This window comes from Flaviramulus multivorans (assembly GCF_021728415.1).
In the GTDB taxonomy this organism is placed as follows: domain Bacteria; phylum Bacteroidota; class Bacteroidia; order Flavobacteriales; family Flavobacteriaceae; genus Sabulilitoribacter; species Sabulilitoribacter multivorans.
The window spans coordinates 274,583-299,414 of sequence record NZ_JAKKDV010000002.1; the positions used below are offsets into that span (position 1 = coordinate 274,583).

The 24,832-nt window shown below is 32.7% G+C and carries 26 protein-coding genes; 17 read left to right on the forward strand and 9 right to left on the reverse strand.

What is annotated here, in order from left to right; genetic code table 11:
- Positions 1–70 precede the first annotated feature (70 nt).
- A complete protein-coding gene (locus L3X39_RS06050) occupies positions 71–271 on the forward strand; it encodes a hypothetical protein (protein WP_237230878.1) in 201 nt (66 codons plus the stop codon).
- Between the two features lie 60 nt (positions 272–331).
- On the opposite strand, the gene lpdA is transcribed toward L3X39_RS06050, so the two are convergent.
- Complete coding sequence (lpdA, locus tag L3X39_RS06055; protein ID WP_237230879.1) at positions 332–1,732, reverse strand: dihydrolipoyl dehydrogenase; 1,401 nt, start codon at positions 1,730–1,732, stop codon at positions 332–334.
- A 117-nt stretch (positions 1,733–1,849) separates the two neighbouring features.
- Here lpdA and L3X39_RS06060 point away from each other — a divergent pair, with 117 nt between their 5' ends.
- Positions 1,850–2,059: a dodecin gene (locus L3X39_RS06060; RefSeq protein ID WP_237230880.1), complete on the forward strand. Its 210-nt coding sequence runs from the start codon at positions 1,850–1,852 to the stop codon at positions 2,057–2,059.
- Between the two features lie 47 nt (positions 2,060–2,106).
- On the opposite strand, the gene L3X39_RS06065 is transcribed toward L3X39_RS06060, so the two are convergent.
- Positions 2,107–2,964 carry a hypothetical protein gene (locus tag L3X39_RS06065; protein WP_237230881.1) on the reverse strand — a complete coding sequence of 286 codons (858 nt, stop codon included), beginning with the start codon at positions 2,962–2,964 and terminating at the stop codon, positions 2,107–2,109.
- A 145-nt stretch (positions 2,965–3,109) separates the two neighbouring features.
- Between L3X39_RS06065 and smpB the strand changes: the two genes are divergently transcribed.
- From smpB to L3X39_RS06080, 3 genes are read left to right on the forward strand one after another with little or no spacing between them, the layout of a single operon-like run.
- Positions 3,110–3,568 (forward strand): SsrA-binding protein SmpB, encoded by a 459-nt coding sequence (gene smpB / locus L3X39_RS06070; RefSeq protein ID WP_237230882.1) that lies wholly within the window; start codon positions 3,110–3,112, stop codon positions 3,566–3,568.
- Between the two features lie 27 nt (positions 3,569–3,595).
- Positions 3,596–4,144, forward strand: coding sequence for a hypothetical protein (locus L3X39_RS06075; RefSeq protein WP_237230883.1), 549 nt, complete (start codon positions 3,596–3,598; stop codon positions 4,142–4,144).
- Between the two features lie 9 nt (positions 4,145–4,153).
- The gene (locus L3X39_RS06080; protein WP_237230884.1) at positions 4,154–4,699 is read left to right on the forward strand and encodes a pyridoxamine 5'-phosphate oxidase family protein; all 546 of its coding nucleotides are present in this window, start codon (positions 4,154–4,156) and stop codon (positions 4,697–4,699) included.
- Position 4,700: 1 nt separating this feature from the next.
- Here the strand turns inward: L3X39_RS06080 and L3X39_RS06085 are convergent, their stop codons facing one another.
- Positions 4,701–5,342, reverse strand: a complete 642-nt coding sequence (locus tag L3X39_RS06085; RefSeq protein WP_237230885.1) for a protein-L-isoaspartate(D-aspartate) O-methyltransferase — start codon at positions 5,340–5,342, stop codon at positions 4,701–4,703.
- A 159-nt stretch (positions 5,343–5,501) separates the two neighbouring features.
- Here L3X39_RS06085 and L3X39_RS06090 point away from each other — a divergent pair, with 159 nt between their 5' ends.
- The 9 genes from L3X39_RS06090 (at position 5,502) to L3X39_RS06130 (ending at position 15,274) form a co-directional block, all read left to right on the forward strand.
- Positions 5,502–6,461 carry a Gfo/Idh/MocA family protein gene (locus L3X39_RS06090; protein ID WP_237230886.1) on the forward strand — a complete coding sequence of 320 codons (960 nt, stop codon included), beginning with the start codon at positions 5,502–5,504 and terminating at the stop codon, positions 6,459–6,461.
- A gap of 9 nt (positions 6,462–6,470) precedes the next feature.
- Complete coding sequence (locus L3X39_RS06095) at positions 6,471–7,361, forward strand: 3-hydroxybutyryl-CoA dehydrogenase (protein WP_237230887.1); 891 nt, start codon at positions 6,471–6,473, stop codon at positions 7,359–7,361.
- Between the two features lie 8 nt (positions 7,362–7,369).
- Positions 7,370–8,608 (forward strand): DUF1015 domain-containing protein, encoded by a 1,239-nt coding sequence (locus L3X39_RS06100; protein WP_237230888.1) that lies wholly within the window; start codon positions 7,370–7,372, stop codon positions 8,606–8,608.
- A gap of 25 nt (positions 8,609–8,633) precedes the next feature.
- Positions 8,634–9,302 carry a YggS family pyridoxal phosphate-dependent enzyme gene (locus L3X39_RS06105; protein WP_237230889.1) on the forward strand — a complete coding sequence of 223 codons (669 nt, stop codon included), beginning with the start codon at positions 8,634–8,636 and terminating at the stop codon, positions 9,300–9,302.
- Between the two features lie 15 nt (positions 9,303–9,317).
- The gene (locus L3X39_RS06110) at positions 9,318–10,682 is read left to right on the forward strand and encodes an exonuclease domain-containing protein (RefSeq protein ID WP_237230890.1); all 1,365 of its coding nucleotides are present in this window, start codon (positions 9,318–9,320) and stop codon (positions 10,680–10,682) included.
- 3 nt (positions 10,683–10,685) lie between these two features.
- Entirely contained in the window at positions 10,686–12,641 is a 1,956-nt protein-coding gene (locus L3X39_RS06115; protein ID WP_237230891.1) for a DUF3857 domain-containing protein, read from the forward strand.
- Positions 12,642–12,666: 25 nt separating this feature from the next.
- The gene (locus L3X39_RS06120; RefSeq protein WP_237230892.1) at positions 12,667–13,596 is read left to right on the forward strand and encodes an ion transporter; all 930 of its coding nucleotides are present in this window, start codon (positions 12,667–12,669) and stop codon (positions 13,594–13,596) included.
- The gene (gene miaA, locus L3X39_RS06125; protein WP_237230893.1) at positions 13,589–14,497 is read left to right on the forward strand and encodes a tRNA (adenosine(37)-N6)-dimethylallyltransferase MiaA; all 909 of its coding nucleotides are present in this window, start codon (positions 13,589–13,591) and stop codon (positions 14,495–14,497) included. The genes L3X39_RS06120 and miaA overlap by 8 nt, the downstream gene beginning before the upstream one ends.
- A 99-nt stretch (positions 14,498–14,596) precedes the next feature.
- Positions 14,597–15,274 carry a GNAT family N-acetyltransferase gene (locus tag L3X39_RS06130; protein ID WP_237230894.1) on the forward strand — a complete coding sequence of 226 codons (678 nt, stop codon included), beginning with the start codon at positions 14,597–14,599 and terminating at the stop codon, positions 15,272–15,274.
- Between the two features lie 30 nt (positions 15,275–15,304).
- On the opposite strand, the gene L3X39_RS06135 is transcribed toward L3X39_RS06130, so the two are convergent.
- From L3X39_RS06135 to L3X39_RS06145, 3 genes are read right to left on the reverse strand one after another with little or no spacing between them, the layout of a single operon-like run.
- On the reverse strand, positions 15,305–16,900 hold the full coding sequence (locus tag L3X39_RS06135) for a hypothetical protein (RefSeq protein ID WP_237230895.1): 1,596 nt from the start codon (positions 16,898–16,900) through the stop codon (positions 15,305–15,307).
- Positions 16,901–16,912: 12 nt separating this feature from the next.
- Entirely contained in the window at positions 16,913–17,485 is a 573-nt protein-coding gene (locus tag L3X39_RS06140; protein WP_237230896.1) for a hypothetical protein, read from the reverse strand.
- The gene (locus L3X39_RS06145) at positions 17,469–18,020 is read right to left on the reverse strand and encodes an RNA polymerase sigma factor (protein WP_237230897.1); all 552 of its coding nucleotides are present in this window, start codon (positions 18,018–18,020) and stop codon (positions 17,469–17,471) included. The genes L3X39_RS06140 and L3X39_RS06145 overlap by 17 nt, the downstream gene beginning before the upstream one ends.
- 175 nt (positions 18,021–18,195) lie before the next feature.
- On the opposite strand from L3X39_RS06145, the gene L3X39_RS06150 reads away from it, so the two are divergent.
- The 3 genes from L3X39_RS06150 to L3X39_RS06160 all read left to right on the forward strand — a co-directional run bounded on the left by L3X39_RS06150 (position 18,196) and on the right by L3X39_RS06160 (position 22,283).
- On the forward strand, positions 18,196–18,750 hold the full coding sequence (locus tag L3X39_RS06150; protein ID WP_237230898.1) for a DUF2911 domain-containing protein: 555 nt from the start codon (positions 18,196–18,198) through the stop codon (positions 18,748–18,750).
- A gap of 72 nt (positions 18,751–18,822) precedes the next feature.
- Positions 18,823–19,893, forward strand: coding sequence for a methylmalonyl Co-A mutase-associated GTPase MeaB (gene meaB / locus L3X39_RS06155; RefSeq protein WP_237230899.1), 1,071 nt, complete (start codon positions 18,823–18,825; stop codon positions 19,891–19,893).
- A gap of 56 nt (positions 19,894–19,949) precedes the next feature.
- Positions 19,950–22,283: a TonB-dependent receptor gene (locus tag L3X39_RS06160; RefSeq protein WP_237230900.1), complete on the forward strand. Its 2,334-nt coding sequence runs from the start codon at positions 19,950–19,952 to the stop codon at positions 22,281–22,283.
- Between the two features lie 12 nt (positions 22,284–22,295).
- Here L3X39_RS06160 and L3X39_RS06165 read toward each other — a convergent pair whose 3' ends face one another.
- Genes L3X39_RS06165 through L3X39_RS06175 form a run of 3 tightly spaced genes read right to left on the reverse strand, consistent with a single transcriptional unit; the run spans position 22,296 to position 24,495 of the window.
- Positions 22,296–22,871, reverse strand: coding sequence for a phosphatase PAP2 family protein (locus tag L3X39_RS06165; RefSeq protein WP_237230901.1), 576 nt, complete (start codon positions 22,869–22,871; stop codon positions 22,296–22,298).
- Positions 22,872–22,881: 10 nt separating this feature from the next.
- Positions 22,882–23,109: a DUF8828 family protein gene (locus L3X39_RS06170; RefSeq protein WP_237230902.1), complete on the reverse strand. Its 228-nt coding sequence runs from the start codon at positions 23,107–23,109 to the stop codon at positions 22,882–22,884.
- 9 nt (positions 23,110–23,118) lie between these two features.
- Positions 23,119–24,495 carry an MATE family efflux transporter gene (locus L3X39_RS06175; RefSeq protein ID WP_237230903.1) on the reverse strand — a complete coding sequence of 459 codons (1,377 nt, stop codon included), beginning with the start codon at positions 24,493–24,495 and terminating at the stop codon, positions 23,119–23,121.
- Between the last annotated feature and the right edge of the window lie 337 nt (positions 24,496–24,832).

Below are 24,832 nucleotides of genomic sequence, written 5' to 3' on the forward strand. Positions count from 1 at the left end.
TTTATAAACAATGGGTATGCTTTATGTTAAAATACCTATCTTGTTAGCATAACTAATTAAAAATTAAGGTATGAACAAACAAGTAAAAACAGTATTATTAGTAGTAGGTTTAGGGCTTTTAGGCTATGGTATTTACACCTTAGTAGCGCCCGAAGCTTCTGTAAGTATTGGAGAATTTAGTGTAGAAGCACAAGATAATACCAACGCTTATATTACTATTGCTTTAGGTATTGCAGCCGTAGCTTTAGGCTTTTTAGGCGGTAAAAAATAAAAACAAAAAAGCGAACCTAAATCGGTTCGCTTTTTTTATGATTCCTACTTTGCTTGAGAATTATATGTGTAAAGCTCTATCATCGGTTGCTGCTAAAGCGGCTTCTTTAATCGCCTCTGTAAAGGTTGGATGCGCATGCGACATACGCGAAATATCTTCCGCCGATGCACGATATTCCATCGCAACCACCGCTTCGGCAATCATATCTGCTGCACGAGCACCAATCATATGAACACCTAAAATCTCATCGGTTTTCTTATCGGCTAGAATTTTTACAAACCCATCTAAATCCATACTCGCTCTACTTCTACCTAAAGCACGCATAGGGAACGAGCCCGTTTTGTATTCTACACCCGCTTCTTTTAATTGCTCTTCGGTTTTACCTACAGCCGCTACTTCTGGCCATGTGTAAACAACCCCTGGGATTAAATTATAATCGATATGTGGTTTTTGTCCCGCCAAGGTTTCAGCAACAAATACACCTTCTTCTTCTGCCTTATGCGCCAACATAGCGCCTTTAACTACATCGCCAATAGCATAAATGTTTTTTGCCGATGTTTGTAAATGGTCGTTGACTTCAATCTGACCTCTATCGGTTATTTTAACACCAGCAGCTTCAGCATTTAATCCATCCGTATACGGACGACGCCCTACGGATACTAAACAATAATCGCCTTTAAATTCTACTTCTTCCCCTTTTTTGTTATCTGCTTTTACAATAACCTCATCGCCTTTACGCTCTACAGATTTTACTTTATGAGACGCGTTTATACTAAATTTGGCTTTCTTTAAAACCTTGTTTAATTCTTTTGATAAACCAGCATCCATAGTTGGAATGATTCTATCTAAATACTCTATAACAGTAACTTCTGAACCTAAACGCTTATAAACTTGCCCAAGCTCTAAACCAATAACACCACCACCAATAACGATTAAATGTTTTGGTATTTCTTTAAGTTTTAAGGCTTCAGTGGATGTGATAACACGCTCTTTATCAAGTTTGATAAATGGTAAATTGGATGGTTTACTACCTGTTGCTATAATGGTATTTTTAGCTTCAATCTCGGTAGTTTTATCACCCGAAATAGTAATATGCGTCGCATCTTTAAAGCTTCCCAACCCTTGATATACATCAATCTTGTTTTTCTTCATTAAAAAATCAATACCACCTGTAGTTTGGTCTACCACGGCTTGCTTGCGCGCAATCATTTTTTCTAGATTCACTTTAACATCTCCTGGGATTTCAATACCGTGCTCTTCAAAATGCTTGACCGCATCTTCGTAATGATGCGACGAATCTAAAAGCGCTTTACTTGGTATACAACCTACGTTTAAACATGTGCCTCCAAGCGTTGAATATTTTTCTATTATGGCCGTTTTCATGCCTAACTGTGCGCAACGAATGGCTGCAACATATCCTCCAGGACCTGAGCCTATTACGGCTACATCGTATGAATTCATATTAAGTATTGAAATTATTTGTTAAAATGAATGCCAAAAATACAAATTTTGATTCACTCAATCCCAATAGTCTCTAGCATAATTTTCGTATCTTTTAGGAACAAAACATATTAAATCATGGAAAATCATATCTACAAAAAAATTGAAATTGTTGGCACATCGGAAAAATCGAGTGACGATGCTATAGAAAACGCCATAAAAAAGGCATCAAAATCTGTTGAAAACTTGAGATGGTTTGAGGTTATAGAAACCCGAGGCAACATAAAAAACGGTAAAGTTGACATGTGGCAAGCTACCATCAAGCTTGGTTTTACAATGAAACAATAAAGGTGATTCTTGTTGTTTCTGTCAGTAATAGCAATTATAAAATAGGGTTACACTTTTTTGGCAACCAAGGTTAAATCGGGTTCTTTTACAGTCACCGAGATTACTTGCTCGTTTTCAACTTGAAAACTTATGAATACCGATGGGAATTTATTATAGCGAAACTCGTGGTCTTTTACTTTGTAAAGCGCACCTCCAAAATTTCCTAACGAACCAAAGGTTAGCATGTCGCGCATATTTTGTTTTACTGAAAAGCCTTCGTTATCGCCTTCGCCATATTTATAATCGCCTAAATATTTTTCTTTGCCTTCTGTAAGTTCTTCGAAAGTAGCACCATCTGCGTTTCCTAACTGTTCTAAATAACTGATTAACTTTTCGCTATTTGTAATTTGGTCTGCGGTCATTTTATCTTTCATTCTTAAACCCACTGTGGCGTGTTGTAACAAACTAATACCGTGTGGTCCGTAATTCTCTTGAATTCCAGGATAGAATTCAATCATAGATTTTACGGTATCATAAGCACCTAAAGTGGCAAACGTAAAAATATTGGCTTTGGCACCTTTGCTTAATAAATACGCGATAATATCCCGTCGACCCACATGAGACGCCGCACCAATAGCTGATTCCCAATCACCAAAACCCCAATCCCAAGTAGCTCGAGATAATTCTGGGCGTTTGTCAACTAACTCCTTAACACGGTCTAAATCAAAATGAGATTTCCCTACAACTTCATTCACTATGGCATCATCAATAGCTGGATATCGGTTGGATAAATTATCCTTTGCGTTGTTTGTGTTATTGAAGTCATAAATACTTTTAGCATAAGTAATACTAGGAATAGAAACGGCTAAAATTCCAAAAACAGAACTTTTAACTAAGGCTCTTCGGGAGATAGAATGCTTATTCATAATGGATTAATTTCTAAAAAGGTAAAATAATTTCTGCCTTAAGTCATCAATTTTAACATAGCATTATGTTAAAGGTATGCTTCAATTAAAATGAAAATAATTTATTTAAAACGTAGCTTCATAAAATTATGTAGTTTTGTGGTGCATGCAAAAGAATATAAACATACTGAATAAAAAAGCGCGTTTTCAATACGAAATATTGGATAAATACACCGCTGGAATTGTGCTTACGGGAACCGAAATAAAATCGATACGAAGTAGTAAAGCCTCCATTGCCGAAAGTTTTTGTGAGTTTAATGAACAGGGTGAACTTTTTGTAATTAATATGACGATTGAAGAGTATTTATACGGTACTTATTATAACCATAAACCTAAGGCGGAGCGCAAGTTGCTTTTAAATAAAAAAGAGTTAAAAAAGCTTAATAAAGAGGTTCAAAATACGGGCTTAACCATTATACCGTTACGTTTGTTTATAAACGACAAAGGCTATGCGAAACTTGAAATTGCCCTGGCTAAAGGAAAAAAACTGTACGATAAACGTGAAACTATAAAGGATAGAGACAATAAGCGCAACCTTGATAGAGTTAAAAAGATATACAAATAGCATATTAAAAATTATAAAACGAGTTTTATGAAAACATGGTTTTCCATTTTGTTAATTGGTTTTATTGCCCTTAATGTTCAGGCACAAAACAATACAAAACAAGAAAAAGAGGCTGCTGAATTTAAAATTGATAGCCTTAGTGTTACAACTTTAGATGGCACCATCAGGTCGTTATACAATGTTATCTCTGGTAGTAAAGGAATGGAGCGCAATTGGAAACAATTTAAATACCTTTTTAAACCCAATGCCAAACTTATCCCGTCGGGTAAAAACCCAGAAGGTGATTTTATGGTTCGGTATTTAAAACCCGAAGATTACATAAAAAGCTCTGGTAAATGGTTGGTTGAAAATGGTTTTTTTGAAAAAGAAATCCATAGGCAAACCGATGTGTTTGGTAATATAGCCCAAGTGTTTAGCACCTATGAATCGTTTAAGAGTGAAGCCGACACCAAACCTTTTATGAGAGGTATCAATAGTATTCAATTGCTTTATGATGGAGCGCGTTGGTGGATTATTAATATTTATTGGCAACAGGAAACCGAAGAACACCCCATTCCAAAAAAATACCTTCCTTAAATTGATGACATGAGTAAAATACTATCTGAAATAACACCAGAATTACAGGATTTTATAAAGGAACAGAAAATCTTTTTTGTTGGTACTGCTGCACAAGAAGGTCGTGTAAATGTATCTCCTAAAGGTCACGACACCCTGAGAGTTTTGGGTCCTAATAAATTGGTTTGGTTAAACTTAACTGGAAGTGGTAATGAAACGGCTGCTCATCTTTTACAGCACGATAGAATGACTATTATGTTTTGTGCTTTTGATGGCAAGCCTCTTATTTTAAGATTGTACGGACACGCCAACATATATCATGAGCGTGATGATGAATTTAAAAAATACATGAGTTTGTTTGAAGAAAATACAGGCTCACGTCAAATTATTGAATTAGAGGTTGACATGGTACAAACATCGTGCGGTTACGCCGTTCCTTTAATGGATTTTAAGGAAGAACGCGGTATGCTAAATTCTTGGTCGCAAAAACAAGGAAAAGCACGCATTGAAAGTTATTGGGAAGAAAAAAACACCAAAAGTATTGATGGTTTTGAGACTAAAATTTTAGGCGATTAGATTAGTTTTTATCTTCTAATAATGGTACAAATCTAAATTCTCCATACTCCTGCTGTTCAAATTCTTTAGGGCCTTTTCGTATAAAAAGGGTCATAACTTGCACATCATCACCAACAGGAATTACTAACCTACCTCCTATTTTTAACTGACTTAACAAAGGCTTGGGTACAAAAGGCGCTCCAGCAGTTACAATAATACTGTCAAAAGGTGCTTCCTCTTTTAAGCCTTTATAACCATCACCAAAAATGAGTTTCTTAGCTCGATATCCTAATTTTGGTAAAAATTTACTGGTTTTTTTAAACAATTCTAATTGGCGCTCTATACTAAAAACTTTAGCTCCTAGTTCGCATAAAACAGCTGTTTGGTAACCACTGCCCGTGCCTATTTCTAAGATTTTATCTCCAGGTTTTACTTCCAATAATTCTGTTTGAAAAGCTACTGTGTATGGTTGTGAAATAGTTTGATCCGCAGCAATAGGAAATGCTTTATCTTGATAAGCATGGTCTAAAAAACCAGAATCCATAAACAAGTGCCTAGGTATTTTACCAATGGCCTTTAATACCTTTTCATCCTTTATTCCTTTGGCTTCTATAATGTTAACAAGTTGTTGTCTTAATCCTTTATGTTTAAAAGTATCCTTCAATTTTTGGTGGTGTTTAGTTCGCTAAAATTAGTTAAACATTTTAAAGCTTGAAACTATTTACGCAGAATTAATTATTAGCAACAAAACGTCAAAATATTCATCGTAAATAGCTAATTTCATCTATTAATTATCTTATTTTTGTTGAAAACGTAAAAAATTATGCTCAAAGCTGGTGTACTTGGTGCTGGCCACCTTGGAAAAATTCATTTAAGACTCCTTAAGCAATCTGATAAATATAATTTAGTTGGTTTTTATGATGCCGATGAAGCCAATGGCAAAAAGGTAGAAGAAGAATTTGGGTACAAGTTTTTCAATTCTATTGATGCCCTTATTGATGCTGTTGATATGGTAGATATTGTGACTCCCACGCTTTCTCATTATGAGTGCGCTAAACAAGCTATAGCTAAAGGCAAGCATATTTTTATTGAAAAGCCTATTACCAATACGGTTGAAGAAGCGGAACACATTCGGGAGCTTTTAGCAGAAAACAATTTACGTGGACAAGTAGGGCATGTTGAACGTTTTAATCCTGCTTATTTAGCGGTAAAAGACGATATTAAATCGCCTATGTTTATTGAAGCGCATAGGTTAGCAGAATTTAATCCACGTGGTACTGATGTTCCAGTGGTTTTGGATTTAATGATTCATGATATCGATATCGTATTAAGTGTTGTAAAATCGAAAATTAAAAATATTTCGGCTAGTGGTGTCTCGGTTATTAGTGATACACCAGATATTGCCAATGCACGACTTGAATTTGAAAATGGTTGTGTAGCAAATTTAACAGCTAGCAGGATTTCGCTCAAAAAAATGCGTAAAACACGTTTCTTTCAAAAAGATGCTTATATCTCGGTTGATTTTCTAACTAAAAAATGTGAAGTCGTAAAAATGAAAGACGCTCCTGAAAATCCAGGAGATTTTGATATGATTTTGCAGAATGCCGAAGGTATTAAAAAGCAAATCTATTTTGATAACCCAAAAATAGAAGATAACAACTCCATTTTAGATGAATTAGAAACATTTGCCGATGCTATTAATACCAACACCACACCTGTGGTTACCTTACATGATGGTACCGAAGCATTACGTGTTGCTACTCAAATAATAAATTGTTTTTAAAATAAACTAATGAAAAATATTTCAGTTATAGGAGCAGGTACTATGGGAAATGGTATTGCCCATACCTTTGCTCAAAGCGGATTTAAAGTAAACCTGATTGATATAAGTGAAGCTTCTTTAAAAAGGGGATTAGATACTATTTCGAAGAATTTAGACCGAATGATTTCCAAAGAGGTTATAACGGATTCGGACAAAGCAAATACCTTATCTAACATTACAACTTTTACACAAGTAAAAGACGGTGTAAAGCAGGTTGATTTAGTTGTTGAGGCAGCTACCGAAAATGTGGATTTAAAACTTAACATTTTTAAGGAACTCGATAACGTTTGTGACGCTCATACCATTTTAGCTACCAACACTTCCTCTATTTCTATTACGCAAATAGCAGCCGTAACAAATAGGTCTGAAAAAGTAATAGGAATGCATTTTATGAACCCTGTTCCAATTATGAAATTGGTTGAAATTATTCGCGGTTACAATACCAGTGATGATGTAACCAATACCATTATGGAGCTTTCCAAAACTTTAGGTAAAGTGCCAGTTGAAGTTAATGATTATCCTGGTTTTGTTGCTAATCGTATTTTAATGCCGATGCTGAACGAATCCATTGAAACTTTGTATAATGGCGTTGCAGGAGTTCAAGAAATTGATACGGTTATGAAATTAGGAATGGCGCACCCTATGGGACCATTACAATTAGCAGATTTTATTGGTTTAGATGTTTGCTTATCTATTTTAAATGTAATGTATGATGGTTTTAAAAACCCTAAATATGCACCGTGCCCATTATTAGTAAATATGGTTCGCGCTGGTAAATTAGGTGTTAAATCTGGTGAAGGCTTTTATGATTATTCTCAAAGTAGAAAAGCAGAGGATGTGGCTTCACAATTCTTGAAGTAATATATGTAATGGCAAAAATAATTCCATTTAAAGCAGTCCGTCCAACCCGCGATAAAGTTAGCTTAGTAGCATCGCGCTCGTACCAAAGTTATACCCAATCAGAATTGGAAGCGCGTTTAGACTACAATCCGTTTTCTTTTTTACATATTATAAATCCTGGTTACAAATACCATAAAGATATTGTTGGTAAAGAGCGCTATAGTTTGGTGAGAAATAGATATCAGGAATTTAAAGAAGACAACATTTTTATTCAGGATAAATTGCCTTCATATTACATATATAAAATTGTAAACCGTGAAGGGTTATCGTTCTCTGGTATTATAGCTGCAGCAAGTGCAGATGACTATAAAAACGATATTATAAAAAAGCACGAAGACACCATCGAGTATCGTGAAATTATTTTTAAAGATTACTTAAAAACAGTAGGTTTTAATGCGGAACCAGTGCTATTAACTTATCCCGACAACACAGTTATTGAAAATATAATACTAGAAGCACAAAAGGAACGTGCAGAATTTGAATTTACCACCACTTATCGTGATACACACTATATGTGGAAAGTAGATGATGATGCTTTGGTGAACATTATAAATTTGGAGTTTGAAAGTATGCAAACGGTTTATATTGCTGATGGTCATCATCGCTGTGCGTCATCCTATTTGCTTTCAGATGAATTAAAATCTGAAAATAAAAACCATACAGGTAAAGAGCCCTATAATTATTTTATGACCTACCTTATTCCGGAGTCTGATTTAAAAATTCATGAGTTTAATAGGTTGATTAAAGATTTAAATGGTTTATCAAAGGAGTCTTTTTTAATAAAACTGGATGCCATGTTTCGTATAGAAAATAGAGGAACTGAGTTTTATAAACCTACTAAAAAGCATCATTTTAGTATGTATTTGGATGGTGAATTTTATTCACTTTATCTCAGAAAAAATAATTACGCTTTTAATACGGCGTTAGATGCCTTAGATACCCAAGTGCTTTATAAAACCATTTTAGAACCTATTTTAGGAATAACCGATTTGAGAAATGATACAAGAATTCATTATTCACATGGTAAAAACGATTTGGTAAATATTAAAGAAAAAGTGGACGATGGTTTGTTTCAAGTTGGTTTTGGTTTAGTTCCGATTACCGTAAACGAACTTAAAGCAATAGCTGATGAAGGACTAACAATGCCTCCAAAAAGTACTTTTATCGAACCCAAGTTACGAAGTGGTGTTACTATTTATGAATTCTAAAATAGTATCAAAATAAATTAGAATAATGAGTATTTCAGAAAACCTCAACCGTATAAAATCTACTATTCCAAAGCATGTTACTTTGGTAGCTGTTTCAAAAACCAAACCTATAAACGATTTAATGGAAGTTTATAATTCAGGTCATCGGGTTTTTGGAGAGAACAAAGTTCAAGAAATGGTAGATAAGTATGACCTTATGCCTAAAGATGTTGAATGGCATATGATTGGTCATGTACAAAGCAACAAAGTAAAATATATGGCACCATTTGTGAGTTTAATTCATGGGGTTGACAATTTTAAACTTTTGAAAGAAATAAACAAACAAGCGAAAAAAAATAACAGAACTATTAACTGTCTGCTTCAAATTAAAATAGCTGAAGAAGATTCTAAATTTGGAATGAGTGCAGATGATGCTTCAAAAATATTTGCATCTGATAGCTTAAAGGAGTTTAAAAACATTAAGATAACCGGTGTTATGGGTATGGCAACTTTTACAGATAACAAAAACCAAATTAAAGAAGAATTCAACCGATTAAAATTTATTTTTGATAATTTAAAAGAGCTTGAAACCGAAAACTGTAAACTAGAAACCATAAGCATGGGAATGAGTGGAGATTACCAATTAGCTATTGCGTGTGGTAGCAATATGATAAGAGTTGGAAGTAGTATATTTGGTAGTAGAAATTATAATTAAATATTTAAGTATTTATTGTACGCAATATTAGACATAGAAACCACTGGTGGTAAGTATAATGAAGAAGGCATCACTGAAATTGCCATCTACAAATATGACGGACATGAAGTTGTAGACCAGTTTATTAGTTTAATAAATCCCGAGCGCGATATTCAACCCTTTGTAGTTAACCTTACCGGAATAAATAGCAGCATGTTGCGTCACGCTCCAAAATTTTATGAAGTTGCAAAACGGATTGTAGAAATTACCGACGATTGTATTTTAGTAGCACACAATGCCTCATTTGATTATAGAATTTTAAGCACTGAATTTAGAAGATTAGGTTTTGAATTTGAACGAAAATCGCTTTGTACTGTAGAACTTTCAAAATATTTAATTCCAGATCAACCATCCTATAGTTTAGGGAAACTGGTGCGCTCTTTAGGCATTCCAGTATCAGACCGACATCGTGCCTCTGGTGATGCTTTAGCAACCGTAAAGTTGTTTAAAATGCTCATTGATAAAGACTCCTCAAAAAGCATCATTCAACAATCTATAAGATTAAATCCTAAATATCAATTAGAGCCGAGACATATTGATATTATTGCAGAATTACCATCCATTACTGGTGTTTACTACATTCATAATACCGATGGAGATATTATATATATTGGTAAAAGCAACAACATAAAAAAACGTATCAATCAGCATTTTACAAATACCAATCAAAAATCAAAAAAAATACAAGCCCAAGTTTATACAGTAACTTATGAAGCTACTGGAAGCGAACTGGTTGCTCTTTTAAAAGAAAGCGAAGAAATAAAGCGTATAAAACCCATTTATAATCGAGCCTTACGACGCTCAATTTTTACCCATGCTCTATATAGCTTTGTGGACGAGAACAACTACGTTAACTTAAAAATTGATGTTGCAGATGGTAGAAAAAAACCCATAACTACGTTTAGCAATCGACAAAGTGGAAAAAGTTTTATGGTAAATGCTGTTGAAGATTATAATTTGTGTCAAAAACTTACAGGCCTTTATAAAACCAAAACAAGTTGTTTTAATTATGAAATTAAAACATGTGAAGGCGCTTGTATTCAAAAAGAAACCCCTGAATTATACAACAAACGTGTAGAAGCATTGATTAACAAAAATAGTTATGCTAATAAAAATATGGTAATTATTGATAAAGGACGTGATGTTGACGAGCGCAGTGCTATATTAATTGAAAATGGTGTTTTTAAAGGATTAGGGTATTTTAATTTAAATTATCAAATTAACAATTTAGAGATTTTAGAATCCATAATAACCCCGATGCAAAATAACAGAGACACGCAACATATTATTCAGAGTTATCTTCGAAAAAATAAGCGTGTTAAAATTGTCAGCATAGATTAGTTTATGAAGAACATTACAATTATCATTTTTTTAATAATTGGTTTGAGAGGTGTTTCTCAAGAAAATTATAATCCAGAATCGTTTAACGTGAGTCGTGGTGACATTGAATCAAAAACCTTCCAAAAAGATTCAACAGCAAATGCCCTTGTAATTTATGAAGAAGGTAATAGCTACGTTGATAAACATGATTATGATTTAAGAACGGATGAAAAGTATAAAATAAAAATATTAAGCACCGAAGGCTTTGATAATGCTTCAATCACATTATACCTATACAATAGTGGTAGAAGAAGTGAAAAAGTAAAAGATATTGTTGCCACCACTTATAATTTAATAAACGGTGAAGTTGTTAAAACTCACCTAGATGAGAAAAACATTTTTAGAGAGGATTATAACGAAAATTACACTTTAGTAAAGTTTACATTGCCAAATATTCAAGTAGGCTGTGTCATTACATATAGTTACACCTTCATCACTCCTTTTATGTTTAAGTATAAAGAATGGAATTTTCAAAGTAAAATACCAAAGCTTTATAGTGAATATCGCACTAGCATTCCAGGTAATTGGCTCTACAATATTAAACTAGTTGGTGGGCAAAAATTATCAACCAATACTAACGAAATTAAGAAAAATTGCCTTGAAATGTATAACGGTGCAAGTGCAGATTGTGGTATTGGAGTTTATGCAATGACAGATATCCCAGCATTTGTTGAAGAAGATTACATGACAGCGGAAAGCAATTATCTGGCTAGAATTGAATACGAGCTTAAAACCTTTAAAGGAATGGATGGCTCTGTTTCTCATTATACTAAATCGTGGGAAACTGTAGATCATGAGTTAAAAACCGATCCAAATATTGGAAAACAACTTGGGAAATCTGTTGATTTAGATGATTTATTGCCAGAAAGTATAATTGACGAAAAGGATGCTTTAAAAAAAGCAAAATCGATTTACCAATTTGTGCAAGAAAATTATACATGGAATAATGAGAATAAAATTTTTAAAGATGTTTCAGTCAAAGATTTAATAAAAAATAAATCAGGTAATGTAGCTTCCATAAATATATTACTTCACAACCTCTTGGAAGAAAGTGGTATTGAAGTTAAACCCATATTACTTTCTACAAGGAATAATGGGTTCCCTACTAAAATATACCCTGTTATTTCCGATTTTAATTATCTCATTGTTCAAACTACTATTAATAACAACACTTACTTGTTGGATGCTACTGATAATTATTTAAATTTTGGTGATATCCCTTTTAGATGTCTAAATGAATATGGCCGTTTATTAGATTTTAAAAACGGTAGTAAATGGGTTGATTTAATTCCAGCTTCAAAATCATCAGTCCTTTATAATGTTGAACTCAGTTTTGATGAGAACCAAAACCTAAAAGGAGTTGTGAAAAACAGGAAAACGGGTTACCACGCTTTAAATTCGAAAAAAGCATATTTTCCGAATATAAATACCTATTTAGATAATCTCGAAAATAAATCAGCCTTTATTGAAATATATAATCATCAACTTACTAGTAATATTGAAAGTGATCATTTTTCCGAATTATATGACATTGAATATAATCAAGAAGATACCGCAGAAAATTTATATTTAAACCCCTTTGTTATCAAGTTTTTTACTGAAAACCCTTTTAAACTTCAAGAAAGAACATATCCAATAGACTTTGGGTATCAAGATAATTACCTATACATTATGAGCCTTGATATTGGAAATGATTATATTGTAGAAGAAAAACCTGAAGATATTATAATAGCATTACCTAATAACACGGGAAGTGTTGCATTTTCAACTAAGGTTATAGGTAATAAGGTTAATTTAACATTTAAAATTGATTTTAAAGAATCTATATATCCCCCTGAATTTTATCCGTATCTTAAAGAGTTTATGAGTAAAATAGTTGATATTCAAAAAAACACTTTGATAGTATTAAAGCGAACATAATTAAACTTTTATTACTTTTGAGTTTATGTCTAAAAAGCCACGTAATAAAAGTTTATCAGGTAGGATTTCCAGAATTAAAAAGAAATCTAAAATATATTTTCATATAATTATTGACCTTCTATTCTTAAAAAAGAGGGAATTAAGACCTTGGCAAATTAAATTACATGAAATAATATTTGGAGCAAATACCAAATCTGGAAAATTATTTGATGTTGTTTTATTTTATGTAATTATTGCTAGTATTATTCTGGTAATGCTTGAAAGCGTGCGCGAATTAGATGCAAAGTTTCACACGCTCTTTAAGGTATTAGAATGGATTATTACCATACTATTTACTATAGAATACATCACTAGAATTATAACCATAAAAGCTCCTAGAAAGTATATTTTTAGTTTTTATGGCATTGTAGATTTACTTTCTACCATCCCGATGTATTTGTCATTTATTATCGTTGGGTCGCACTCATTAGTTGCCTTAAGAGCACTCAGGTTGTTACGGGTTTTTAGAATATTGAAACTAGCTCGTTACATGGGCGAATCAACAAATTTTGTTATCGCTTTAAAAGAAAGTCGTGCTAAAATAGCCGTATTCCTTTCGTTTGTGGTTATTCTATGCATTATTTTAGGAACTCTCATGTATTTAATTGAAGCGCCTGATGCTGGATTTACGAGTATTCCAAGAAGTGTTTATTGGGCAATTGTAACACTAACAACCGTTGGATATGGTGATATCGCTCCTCAAACGCCAATAGGGCAATTAATTGCTTCGGCCATTATGATACTTGGTTATGGAATCATTGCAATTCCAACCGGTATTGTTTCCGCAGAAATGGCTAAAACCAAGAAAAAAGACCCTCCAACTTCAGTTAAATCTTGCAAAAACTGTTTGTACGACGATCATGCGCATAATGCCGAATTTTGTAGCAAATGTGGTAGTAAATTAGATGATGAATAAATATCTTATTTCAGTTATTGGACCTACTGCTATTGGTAAAACAGCCCTTAGTATAAAACTGGCAAAATATTATAATACCGAGATTATCTCAGCAGATTCAAGACAGTTTTTCAAAGAAATGCATATTGGCACTGCGGCTCCTACAAAGGTGGAATTATCGGAAGCCAAGCATCATTTCATTCATCATAAATCAATACAAGATGATTACAACGTTGGCGCCTTTGAAAAAGATGCTTTAGAATGTTTAAACAGACTATTTAAAACTTACAATATAGTTATTATGGTTGGTGGTTCTGGCTTATATGTGGATGCCGTAACCAAAGGACTAGATGATTTTCCTGATGTTGAAAAAGGTATTCGCACGAAATTAAACGATCAACTTGAAACGAAAGGACTTGAATATTTACAAAAGCAATTAAAAGAACTTGATATAGATTCCTATAAGTCCATTGCTATAGATAATCCGCATCGCGTCATTCGTGCTTTGGAAATTTGTATTGGGACTGGAAAACCTTATTCTTCGTTTTTAAACAAAAAGAAAGAAAATCGCTCGTTTAAAACTATAAGCATCGGACTCACTGCCGAAAGAGAAACTATTTACAATCGCATCAACCAACGTGTAGATATTATGATGCAAAATGGATTGTTAGATGAAGTAAAAACATTGCTTCCTTATAAAGATTTAAATGCTTTAAACACGGTTGGCTATAAAGAACTATTTAAGTTTTTGGATGGCGATTGGGATTTAAATTTTACGGTTTCTGAAATTAAAAAGAACACGCGCAGGTTTGCGAAACGTCAAATAACCTGGTTTAAAAAGAATGAGAACACTTTGTGGTTTGATTATTCAACACCCTTAGATGTTATTGTCGACCGAATAAATAATGCTGTAAAATTTTAAAGTTCATATTTATGAAATAAGCCATAACAAGAAGTTGATACCAACTGAAATGATTATTGGCGAATTACATCTGACCGATAAAACAATAAAATTAAACAGATGAAAATAAATGAAGATGAATTAGATAATCCTGTTTGGAATGCATTAACAGATGTACATACTAATCATGCCATTGACTACGGCAATGTAAAATTTTACCATCCTGAATATGCCCCTTTTGGTGCTTATATAAATAATCAAGACACTTCTGAAGCCATTCAAAAACATGCGAAATTAATTGATACTTTTTTCGTTGTAGCTAATGAACCTAAATTACCTCCAAACTTTAAACCGGCTGTAAAATATGTAGGCTTGCAGATGATTATTTATAACAAAATAAATCATCCCATCGAGGAACAAATTATAGAGATAAACAAAACACATTATAATCAATTAATTGAGTTAGTTAAACTGGTTTATCCAGAATATTTTAAACCAAAAACCAATAGTCTAGGAACCTATTATGGCATTTTTAAAAACAATAAATTAGTAGCGGTAACAGGTGAACGATTTCAAACTAAAAATTTTATTGAAATAAGTGCAGTCATTACTCATCCCGATCATACTGGAAAAGGCTATGCAAAACAGCTTATTACTTACACTGTTGATGGTATTTTTAAAAAGAACAAAATACCCTTTTTACATGTGGATGTAACAAATACGGGGCCTATTGCATTATATAAAAAAATGGGCTTTGTTGTGAGAAGAAAACTTGAGTTTTGGAAGATTAGCCGTTAAATACAGCTTAACATGTAATAAAGAGGGGAATTATTGCATAACCACGTTGCTATACTTAGCGTTAACAACAATGCTTTTACCGCTAGCCAAACTACCAGTTGAAAAATTAGAAACATTCTCTTTTGAAGATTTTTTTGGATGTGCAAATCGAGAGCGGGTTCCCTTATACTGTAAATTATAATCCGTTTTAGGTAAATTAATTATGGCTTTAATATTTTGAAGAATCACATTTAAGTTGCTAAAAGTATCATCAATATTTAAAATTTTCATATCGCCAATATTACCGTCAACAAGAGCACTTCCAGACAAATTCCCAATATTGATATTTGAAGATATAGCATTTAATACTAAATGTTTTACATTCTTTAATTCAGCCTTATCAACATAATTTAAGTTTAGTTCACCCAAATTCCAGTTAGTTATATAAACAGGGGAATAAGAAGCATTAATGGAAGTTCTACTTCCATTAATGCTATAAGCTGTAAATTTAGAATATGATAAATCCGCCTTTAGGTTATCAATATTTGTGGCAAACTCAATTTCGCCATACTTAACATTAACCTTTAATTTTGCACCTTTAGGCATTTTAATCTTAATTGTTTTCTTAACTTTAGAATTAGCTTCAGGACTTACTAATTTTTCAACTAAAACACGTCTTTTTTCCGCTAGTTTCGCACGTTCTTCAGCATATTTTTTACGATCCTCTGCCATTTTTTCGTGTGCTTCAGTACGTTTCTCCTTCAATTCTTGCATACGTTCTTTTTGTTCTTGAGCCCGTTCAACTTGTGCTTGTATTCTTTCGGCTTGATTTTCCATTTGTTGAGCATAACGTTCTCCCCAAACTTCCATTTTTTTTGCATAATCTTCTCCCCATTCCTTACCAAATTTTTCGCCCCATGCTTCCATTTTTTTGGCATACTCTTCAGAGTTCATTTTCCCTTCAAATTGTTTAGCCCAAGCTTCCATTTGTTTTCCATATTTCTCACCCCATTCTTTGCCAAATTTTTCTCCCCATGCCTCCATTTTCTTAGCATAATCTTTACCATAAAGCGATTCAAATTGTTTTGAGTACTCTTTTAAATATTTTTCTCTATCTTTTTCATAAGCATTGTAGTCAAATCGAATACTGTTTACACCTTCTGGTAATTCTGGTAATTCAGGCATTTCAAAATTCATTTCAGGAATCTCTGACATTTCAAAATTAAAATCGAAATTCATCTCTGGTAAATCTGCAATTTCAAACTTTAATTCTTTTAACATAGCTTGTAAGGCGTCATTATCGCTTTGCGAATGTGTTCGGTATGCCCAAACTTTTGAATGTGCACCTTTAGTTTTTATTGAAACCAAATCGCTAGACCCGTCAATATCCACATCCCATGATTTTAAAATATCTTGAAGTTCTTCTTTACTTAACTCCTCGCCTTCAATAAAAGCTTCAATTTCAACGGTACCTTTGTTCCAAGTGTCAATAATAATGTTGGTATGACTGGTGTTTAGGTCAATCGTAACATCTTTATTAACATTAATGGATTGAGATACTTTTGTTAATTTTTGTTGTGCTATCAAACTTCCTGTTACGAGAAAGCACAGGGCTAATAGTTTTGATTTTATAATTGTCGTGTTCATTTTTTGATTTTTTTAGATGGATTGAATGGCTTCTTCATCAGAAGTGTTTAATTCTTTTAATTGTTCTCTTAATCGATACAAAAGATTTAAACGAAATTTTAAATTATCAATTAATGCATTAACCGTTAACTCACTATGACCAGATTCGGTTAAATCTAACGAAAGGCGTTTGTATTCTTTATCAAGCGCATCTAATTGTGTTAAATAACCATCAAACAAATCTTTGGTTTCTGGTGTATAAGTCATTTTTGACAACTCTAAGTTAATACTAGCTAAATAGTAATCTTCAACCTTTTTTAATCCAGGTGAAATATCACCCAAAGTTTTAGTTTTTACCGTGTTTGTTGAGGCTACCTCAGTTGGTAAATCTCCATCAGTTTGTGGCTGAAAATATTTAAAAGCTCCAAAACTAAGCCCAAGTAATACTAAAACACTTGCAGCAATTTGCATCCAATTATACTTAGAGCCTTTTGCTTCTGGTAATGCTTCATTTAACTTATTAAGAAATCGTTCTTGATGATTTTCTGGCATCTTTTCATGCGTTATTTTATCATCTTTAAATAACTCTCTAATGTCTCGTGCCATTTCGTTTAAGTGTTAACAGTTCTTGTAATTTTGCTTTACCTCTAGATAGTTGTGTACGTGATGCGACTTCAGATATATTCAAAATCTCTGATATTTCTTGATGGTCATACCCTTCAATTAAATACAGCATCACCACATACTGATACTTATCTGGTAACTTATTAATTGCTTCTTTTACATCGTTTAATGTAATTGCATCTTCTACCAACCATTTGTCGTCATTCGCAGTATCAACTACTTTAAGGTGCACCTCTTCCAAATCAACTAGCTGTTGTTTTTTAGATTTTAAAAAGTCGATACTTTTATTTACAACAATACGTTTTAACCATGCCCCAAAAGTAACTTCTGCTTTATATTGATGCAGTTTAGTAAAAGCTTTAATAAAAGCTTCTTGTACTACATCTTCAGCATCATCAGCATCTTTCAAAAATCGTTTAGCAACAATATACATCCCGTCGCAGTACTGGTTGTATAACTGCAATTGTGCCTTCCGATTGTTTTGTTTACATTTTTCAATAATGTCAACCTGAAACATACTAATACTACTTTTGGTTTAAGTTAGTTCTTTTTAAAAGACGATAAAAAAAATGAAGTGTTGCAAAAAAGAAATAATATTTTTTCTGTTGTATAACAAAGCTAATAAATATGCGTTTGAATTTCTTTAATTATTACTTTTTAAAGTATATTTATGCCTTATTAAATTGCTCTATATGAACACCTTTTTAAAACGTACTTTAATTATTTTATCGATAGTAGCCTTAGGATTATTTTTATATTCCGTTTTTGTGGGAGATATATTTGGAAAGAGGTTAAGTCCTAAGGACACTGTTAAATTTGAATTAAACGACTTAAAATTAAAAGTATTTTATAACAGACCATACAAAAAAGGGAGAGAGGTTTTTGGAGCTCTCGTGCCTTACGATCAAGTTTGGCGTACTGGTGCAAACGAAGCAACAACCTTTGAAACCAATAAAAATTTAGAAGTTGGTGGTATGCCACTTCCAGAGGGAAAATATACGCTTTGGACAGTTCCTAAAGATTCCGTTTGGACTGTAATATTTAACTCAAAACAATATTCTTGGGGTGTAAATGCCGAAATGAAACCTATGTGGGATCCAAACTATGATGTGGTAAATATTGATGTTCCTGTTGAAAAATTAAACACTACTATAGAACAGTTTACTATTGCTTTTGACAACTCGACAGATAATTTATTCTTAACAATGGCTTGGGACGACACTAAAGTTTCGGTGCCATTAAAGTAGGCATAAAACCAACTTTATAGGTGTTATACTAATGAAAATAAAATTGTAAATTAGTCATTCATACATGTACTAGTGGCTAAAAAAAACAAATCGGCTTTAGAAGAAAAAAAGGGTATTTCTATTTCGGAAATCACAAATTCGTCGTCCATAAAATCTATTCAAAACAAACGTAAAGTTGAAGTGGATACAAACACTTTAATAGCTTCAATTTTAAATAAAGATATTACAGCCTTAAGTAGAGCCATTACGCTCGTTGAAAGTAAAAATCCAAAACATTTAGAAAAAGCAAATGCTACAATAAAAGGTTGTTTACCACATGCAAATAAGTCTATTCGCATTGGTATTACTGGAGTTCCTGGAGTAGGAAAAAGTACTTTTATTGAAACCTTTGGCAAGTATTTAACTTCTTTAGGAAAACGTGTTGCAGTGCTTGCTATCGATCCTACAAGTACCATTACCAAAGGTAGTATTTTAGGTGATAAAACCCGTATGGAAGAATTAGTGAAAGATGAGAATGCTTTTATACGACCTTCTGCTTCGGGTGATAGTTTAGGCGGAGTTGCCAGAAAAACAAGAGAATCAATTATTTTGTGTGAAGCTGCTGGATTTGATGTTATCATTATCGAAACTGTTGGTGTTGGGCAAAGTGAAACGACGGTGCATAGTATGGTAGATTTCTTTTTATTACTAAAATTAGCAGGTGCTGGTGATGAATTACAAGGTATTAAACGCGGTATTATGGAAATGGCAGATGCTATTGCCATTAATAAAGCAGATGGTGATAATTTAAAACATGCAAGACTTGCCAAAGTTGAGTTTAACAGAGCACTTCACCTCTACCCAGAAAAAGAATCTGAATGGCAACCTAAAGTTACGCTTTGTAGTGCTTTACATAATGAAGGTATTGATGCTATTTGGAAAATCATTTTAGACTATATACAATTAACTACCAAGAACACTTATTTCCAAGCAAAAAGAAATGACCAAAATAAATTCTGGTTAATTCAAACTATTGAAAATCAATTAAAATCTGATTTTTTTAATGCACCAAAAATCAAAAAAGAATTAATCAAGCAACTTCAACTAATAGAAGATAATAAAACCACCCCATTTGCGGCTGCATATTATTTATTGAAATTATAATAAGATTATTTATGAATTTCAAATATTTACATTTCTTTTTACACTGCCTTGTATTTATGTTTTGGAAAGCTACAATAGCTCAAAATCCATCATTTAACATAACTGGAAATGTAATTGAAATAAATAGTAAAATGCCCATTGAATATGCAACTATAACTATAATAGACACCAACAGCAAAAATCCCATAACAGGCACAATAACAGATGTTAATGGTGTTTTTTCTATTGAAACTAGAGCATCCAATTTTTATATAGAAGTAAGCTTTATCGGGTTTATTACGCAAACTTTTAAAGACTTTTCTGTAACAAATAATAAGATAGATTTAGGCATTATTTCACTATCCGAGGATTTGCAAAATTTAGGCGAGGTTTTAATACGAGCAGAAAAATCGCAAACAGAATTTAAGTTAGATAAACGTGTTTTTAATGTAGGCACAGACCTGAGTTCAACAGGAGCCAGTGCCTTAGAGGTATTAAATAACGTACCCTCTGTAAGCGTAAACATAGAAGGCGAAGTTAGTTTAAGAGGCAATCAAGGTGTTCAAATCTTAATTAATGGTAAACCATCTGTTTTAACCAATGCAGATGGTAATGCACTAGGAACCATAACTGCTGATATGATTGAAAGAATTGAAGTTATAACCAATCCGTCTGCAAAATATGATGCCGAAGGTACTTCTGGCATTATCAACATAGTAATTAAAAAATCTGAAAAAAAAGGGTTAAATGGTTCTGCTTCAATTAATGTTGGAGAACCTAGCAGTAACAGTTTTGGTTTGAGTATCAATAAACGTACTGAAAAGTTCAACTTATTTAGTCAATTGGGTTTTGGCATAAGGTCTTTTCCAAGAGAATCTAAATCTATAAATAGCGATTTAATAAATAACGTTTCGATAAATAGCTTTGGAGAAAGCGAGTTTGATGAAAAATTCAGCAATATTCTTATCGGTACAGATTATCATTTAAATGACTATAACGTTATTACCCTTTCTGGCACCTATGCTTATGAAGTTGAAGACCAATCTTCAATAGCCAATTTCAACAGTATAGATGCTTCAAATTCCATTACCAATAGATGGATACGCGATGAAAAAACTAAAGCTACCAATCCGAAATTGAGTTATGAATTGCAATACAAAAAAGATTTTAAAAGACATGAAGACCAAGACTTACTGTTTAGTGCTCTAGGAAGTTCGTTTAGAAAAGACCAGTCTTCAGATTTTTTAAATACAGTAATAGTTGGTGACGATTCTGATTCTCAACAAGAAACACGTACCGACTATAAACTTGAAGACTATATTTTTAAACTTGATTATACACATCCTTTTTTAGAAAAATATACTCTTGAAACAGGCTCACAATATGCTATCAATATCGTGTCTAATGATTTTGCAGTTAGTGATTTAATAGATGGTAATTGGGTTAATAATTTAGATTTGACTAATGTTTTTGATTTAGACCAAAAAGTTTTTGCACTATATGCTACCGGAGCCTATGAAGGTGACCTTTGGGGAGTGAAGTTTGGTTTAAGAATGGAAAGTACAGATTTAAAAACTATTTTAATAAATACTAATGAAACAAATGGTAACAATTACACCAATCTGTTTCCAAGCGTGCATACTTCTTACAAACTAAATGATAACTTTTCTTTGCAAGCAGGCTATTCCAGACGAATAAACAGACCCGGATTAAGAAGTTTAAACCCATTCTCTAACATTAGAAATAATTTTAGTATCTCGAGAGGTAACCCAAATTTATTACCTGAGTATACGGATTCGTATGAGTTAACCAGCATTCAAAAAATAGGTAAAGCCTCTTTAAATTTCAGTTTATACTACCGCTATACTACTGATGTTATAGAACGTGTATCAACTTTTGTTGAAAATGTAAGTATTTCGCAACCCGAAAACATAGGCGTAAGCAACACCACTGGTTTTGAATTTAATGGCAAATACAATCCCACAAACTGGTTTTCATTAAATGGCGATTTTAATATTAATTATTTTAGCAGAAAAGGTGTTTTTGAAACAACGACTTTTGATTTTAAAGGTAATAATTGGTCGTCACGATTAACTTCAAAATTTAAATTGCCTTTAGAGTTTGATTTTGAATTGTCAGGAAATTACTTTTCTAGGTTCAAAACTCTTCAAGGTGAAACTTTTGAAAATGTTTTTGCTGATTTTGGTGTACGTAAAAAAATATTGAAAGGAAAAGTTATATTAAACGTAAGTGTTCGAGATGTATTTGCTTCACAAGTTTCTGAAACTGAAACATCGCAACCAGATTTTTATTTATACAACGGCGATAAAAGAGGTCGCTTTATAACTTTTGGTATTAGTTACGGGTTTGGGAAAGGAGAAGCTATGGAATTTTCTGGACAGCGTCGTTAATAGCATGCCTATTTACAAAATGTTAGCAAACTTTTTTAACAAGTAAATTGCTAATTTGTAAAATAAAAACCCTGAAATAGCTCCAAAAATTAACCCACAAACGATATCAAGAGGATAATGTACTCCAACATAAATTCTGCTGTAGGCTACTATAAAACTAATTAAAACCAAAACGTAAACCAGCCTTTTATAATACGGTCTTAAAAGCAAACCACCGAAAATGGCCACTGCCATAGTATTCGATGCATGCCCAGAAAAGAATCCGTATTTACCACATCTTACAGCTATAAAACGTAATTGGTCCACTATACTGGCTTCTCCACATGGTCGGGCTCTTTCAAAACCACGTTTAAACACATTTGTGATTTGATCAGTAAATGTAATCATTACAGCAGTTACCAAAATCAACAGCAGTAACGCTTTCCATCCTAATTTTTTATAAATAGCAACAAATAAAATAATGCCTAATAAGGGTCCAAAATAAATTTTATTGGTAATTATTAACCATAAATTATCCCATGTAGGTGATCCTAAATTGTTTAAAAACAAAAAGAGTTCGGTATCGTATTCTAAAAGTTTTTCAATCATTTTTAATCAACTAATCTTCGTATTTAGCTATTTCTGCATCATAAAATTCTGTTGCTAACTTAATGGCATTTTCTGTTTCTGTTTGAAGCTCATTTTGGTCTTCATCATCAAAATCTTCAAACCATTCTACCTCATCATTCTCAAGATTAATAATAAATCTAGGAAATTCAGTATGAATTATAAATATAGCGTCTGGATAATCAGAATTATCACCTAGTATAAATTTTGGAAGTGCCATTGATAGTTATTAGTTGTTTGACAAAATTAACTTTTTAGTTAAATAATTAAATCGAATATACAATAAAATAGCAGCAGTGGTTAAACCCGCCAATAATCCCATCCAAATACCAAAACTACCATACGCCTCTTCTTTCCCTAAAAACCAACTAATAGGAAAACCAACCAACCAATAGGATATAAAGGTTATAATAGTTGGTATTTTAACATCTTGCAACCCGCGGAGAGCTCCCAATACAATAACTTGAACGCTATCGCTAATTTGAAAAATAGCCGCAGCAATTAATAATTTTGAAGCTATGCTTACAACTTCGGTATTGTCTAACAAGTTTTGCGTATCGTTAAAATCTACATAAAGCTTTGGCAAACTACCATGAAATAAAAAGAAAATAGTAGCAAAGCCAATGGCTAGAATAGTTCCTAAAAGAAAAATTGAAAAGGCAATTCGCCTTAGTTCAAAATAATTTTTTAACCCCTTTTGATTACCTACTCTAATCATAGAAGCAACACTTAATCCCATGGCAACCATAAAGGTCATAGACGATAAATTCAGTGCTATTTGATTTGCAGCTTGCGGGTTTTTTCCTAGCAGCCCACTTAACCAAATGGCCGCCGTAAAAATGGCAACCTCAAAAAACATTTGCATAGCGCTTGGTGCGCCTAGGTTTAATATTTTTTTAATCATTAACTTATCTAAAACAAAGAATTTAAGGTTGGTAACATAGGCTTTAGACTTTTCTTTTCCTTTCAATAAAAACCATAAATGCCATACCATAATAATTCTTGAAGCCAATGTACCATAAGCTGCTCCTACTATACCTAATTCTGGAAAGCCGAATTTTCCAAAAATTAATAGGTAATTTAAAACCACATTCACCACGTTAGCCAATACTGTAGCATACATTGGATAACGAGTCATTGACAACCCATCGCTAAACTGTTTATACCCTTGAAAAATTATTAACGGTATTAATGAAAATGCCACTAAATCCAAGTATGGGATGGCTAATTCAACAACTTCAACAGGTTGTTTCATTAAATACATGAGTGGTTTTGCAAAAAATACCATTAAAAATAGTAGAACCCCTAACACAGTACACAAGAACAATCCATGTTTAAAGGACGATTTTCCTTGAACAAAATCTTTAGCTGAATCAGCCTCTGCGATTAAAGGTGTAATCGCTGTAGAAAACCCAATACCTAGAGACATAGCTATAAACATAAAACTATTACCCAAAGAAACGGCAGCAAGTTCAGCAGTTCCTAATTGCCCCACCATAATATTATCAATAAAACTCACAAAAGTATGTCCCAACATACCCAGCATAACGGGTGCAGCTAGTTGCCAATTATATTTAAATTCTTTGGTGTAATTACTCAATTGCATTTGGCAAAAGTAAACTTTAGCGGTTGTTTTAACCAATTTTGTAAGGTTCTTTTAACAAACACTTATAAATTAACAAATGTTAATAATAATGCTCCGTTTTCTATTTTTTGAAAGAATTATTTTATAAATTAGCGTTGCTGTAAAAAGCATTTTCTCTTAACTAGTTAAATAGCATTTTAGAAAACTTTAGCGCTATATTATTTTTTTAAAGGGATTATAAAGCAGAGCTTGAAGTTTCAAAATTAAAGGAGGGATTTATTTCCTCCTTTTTAATACACTAACATTAACATTCCTTTTAGAATTCTATAGATTTCCATTTAGTATATTGTGCTAAATA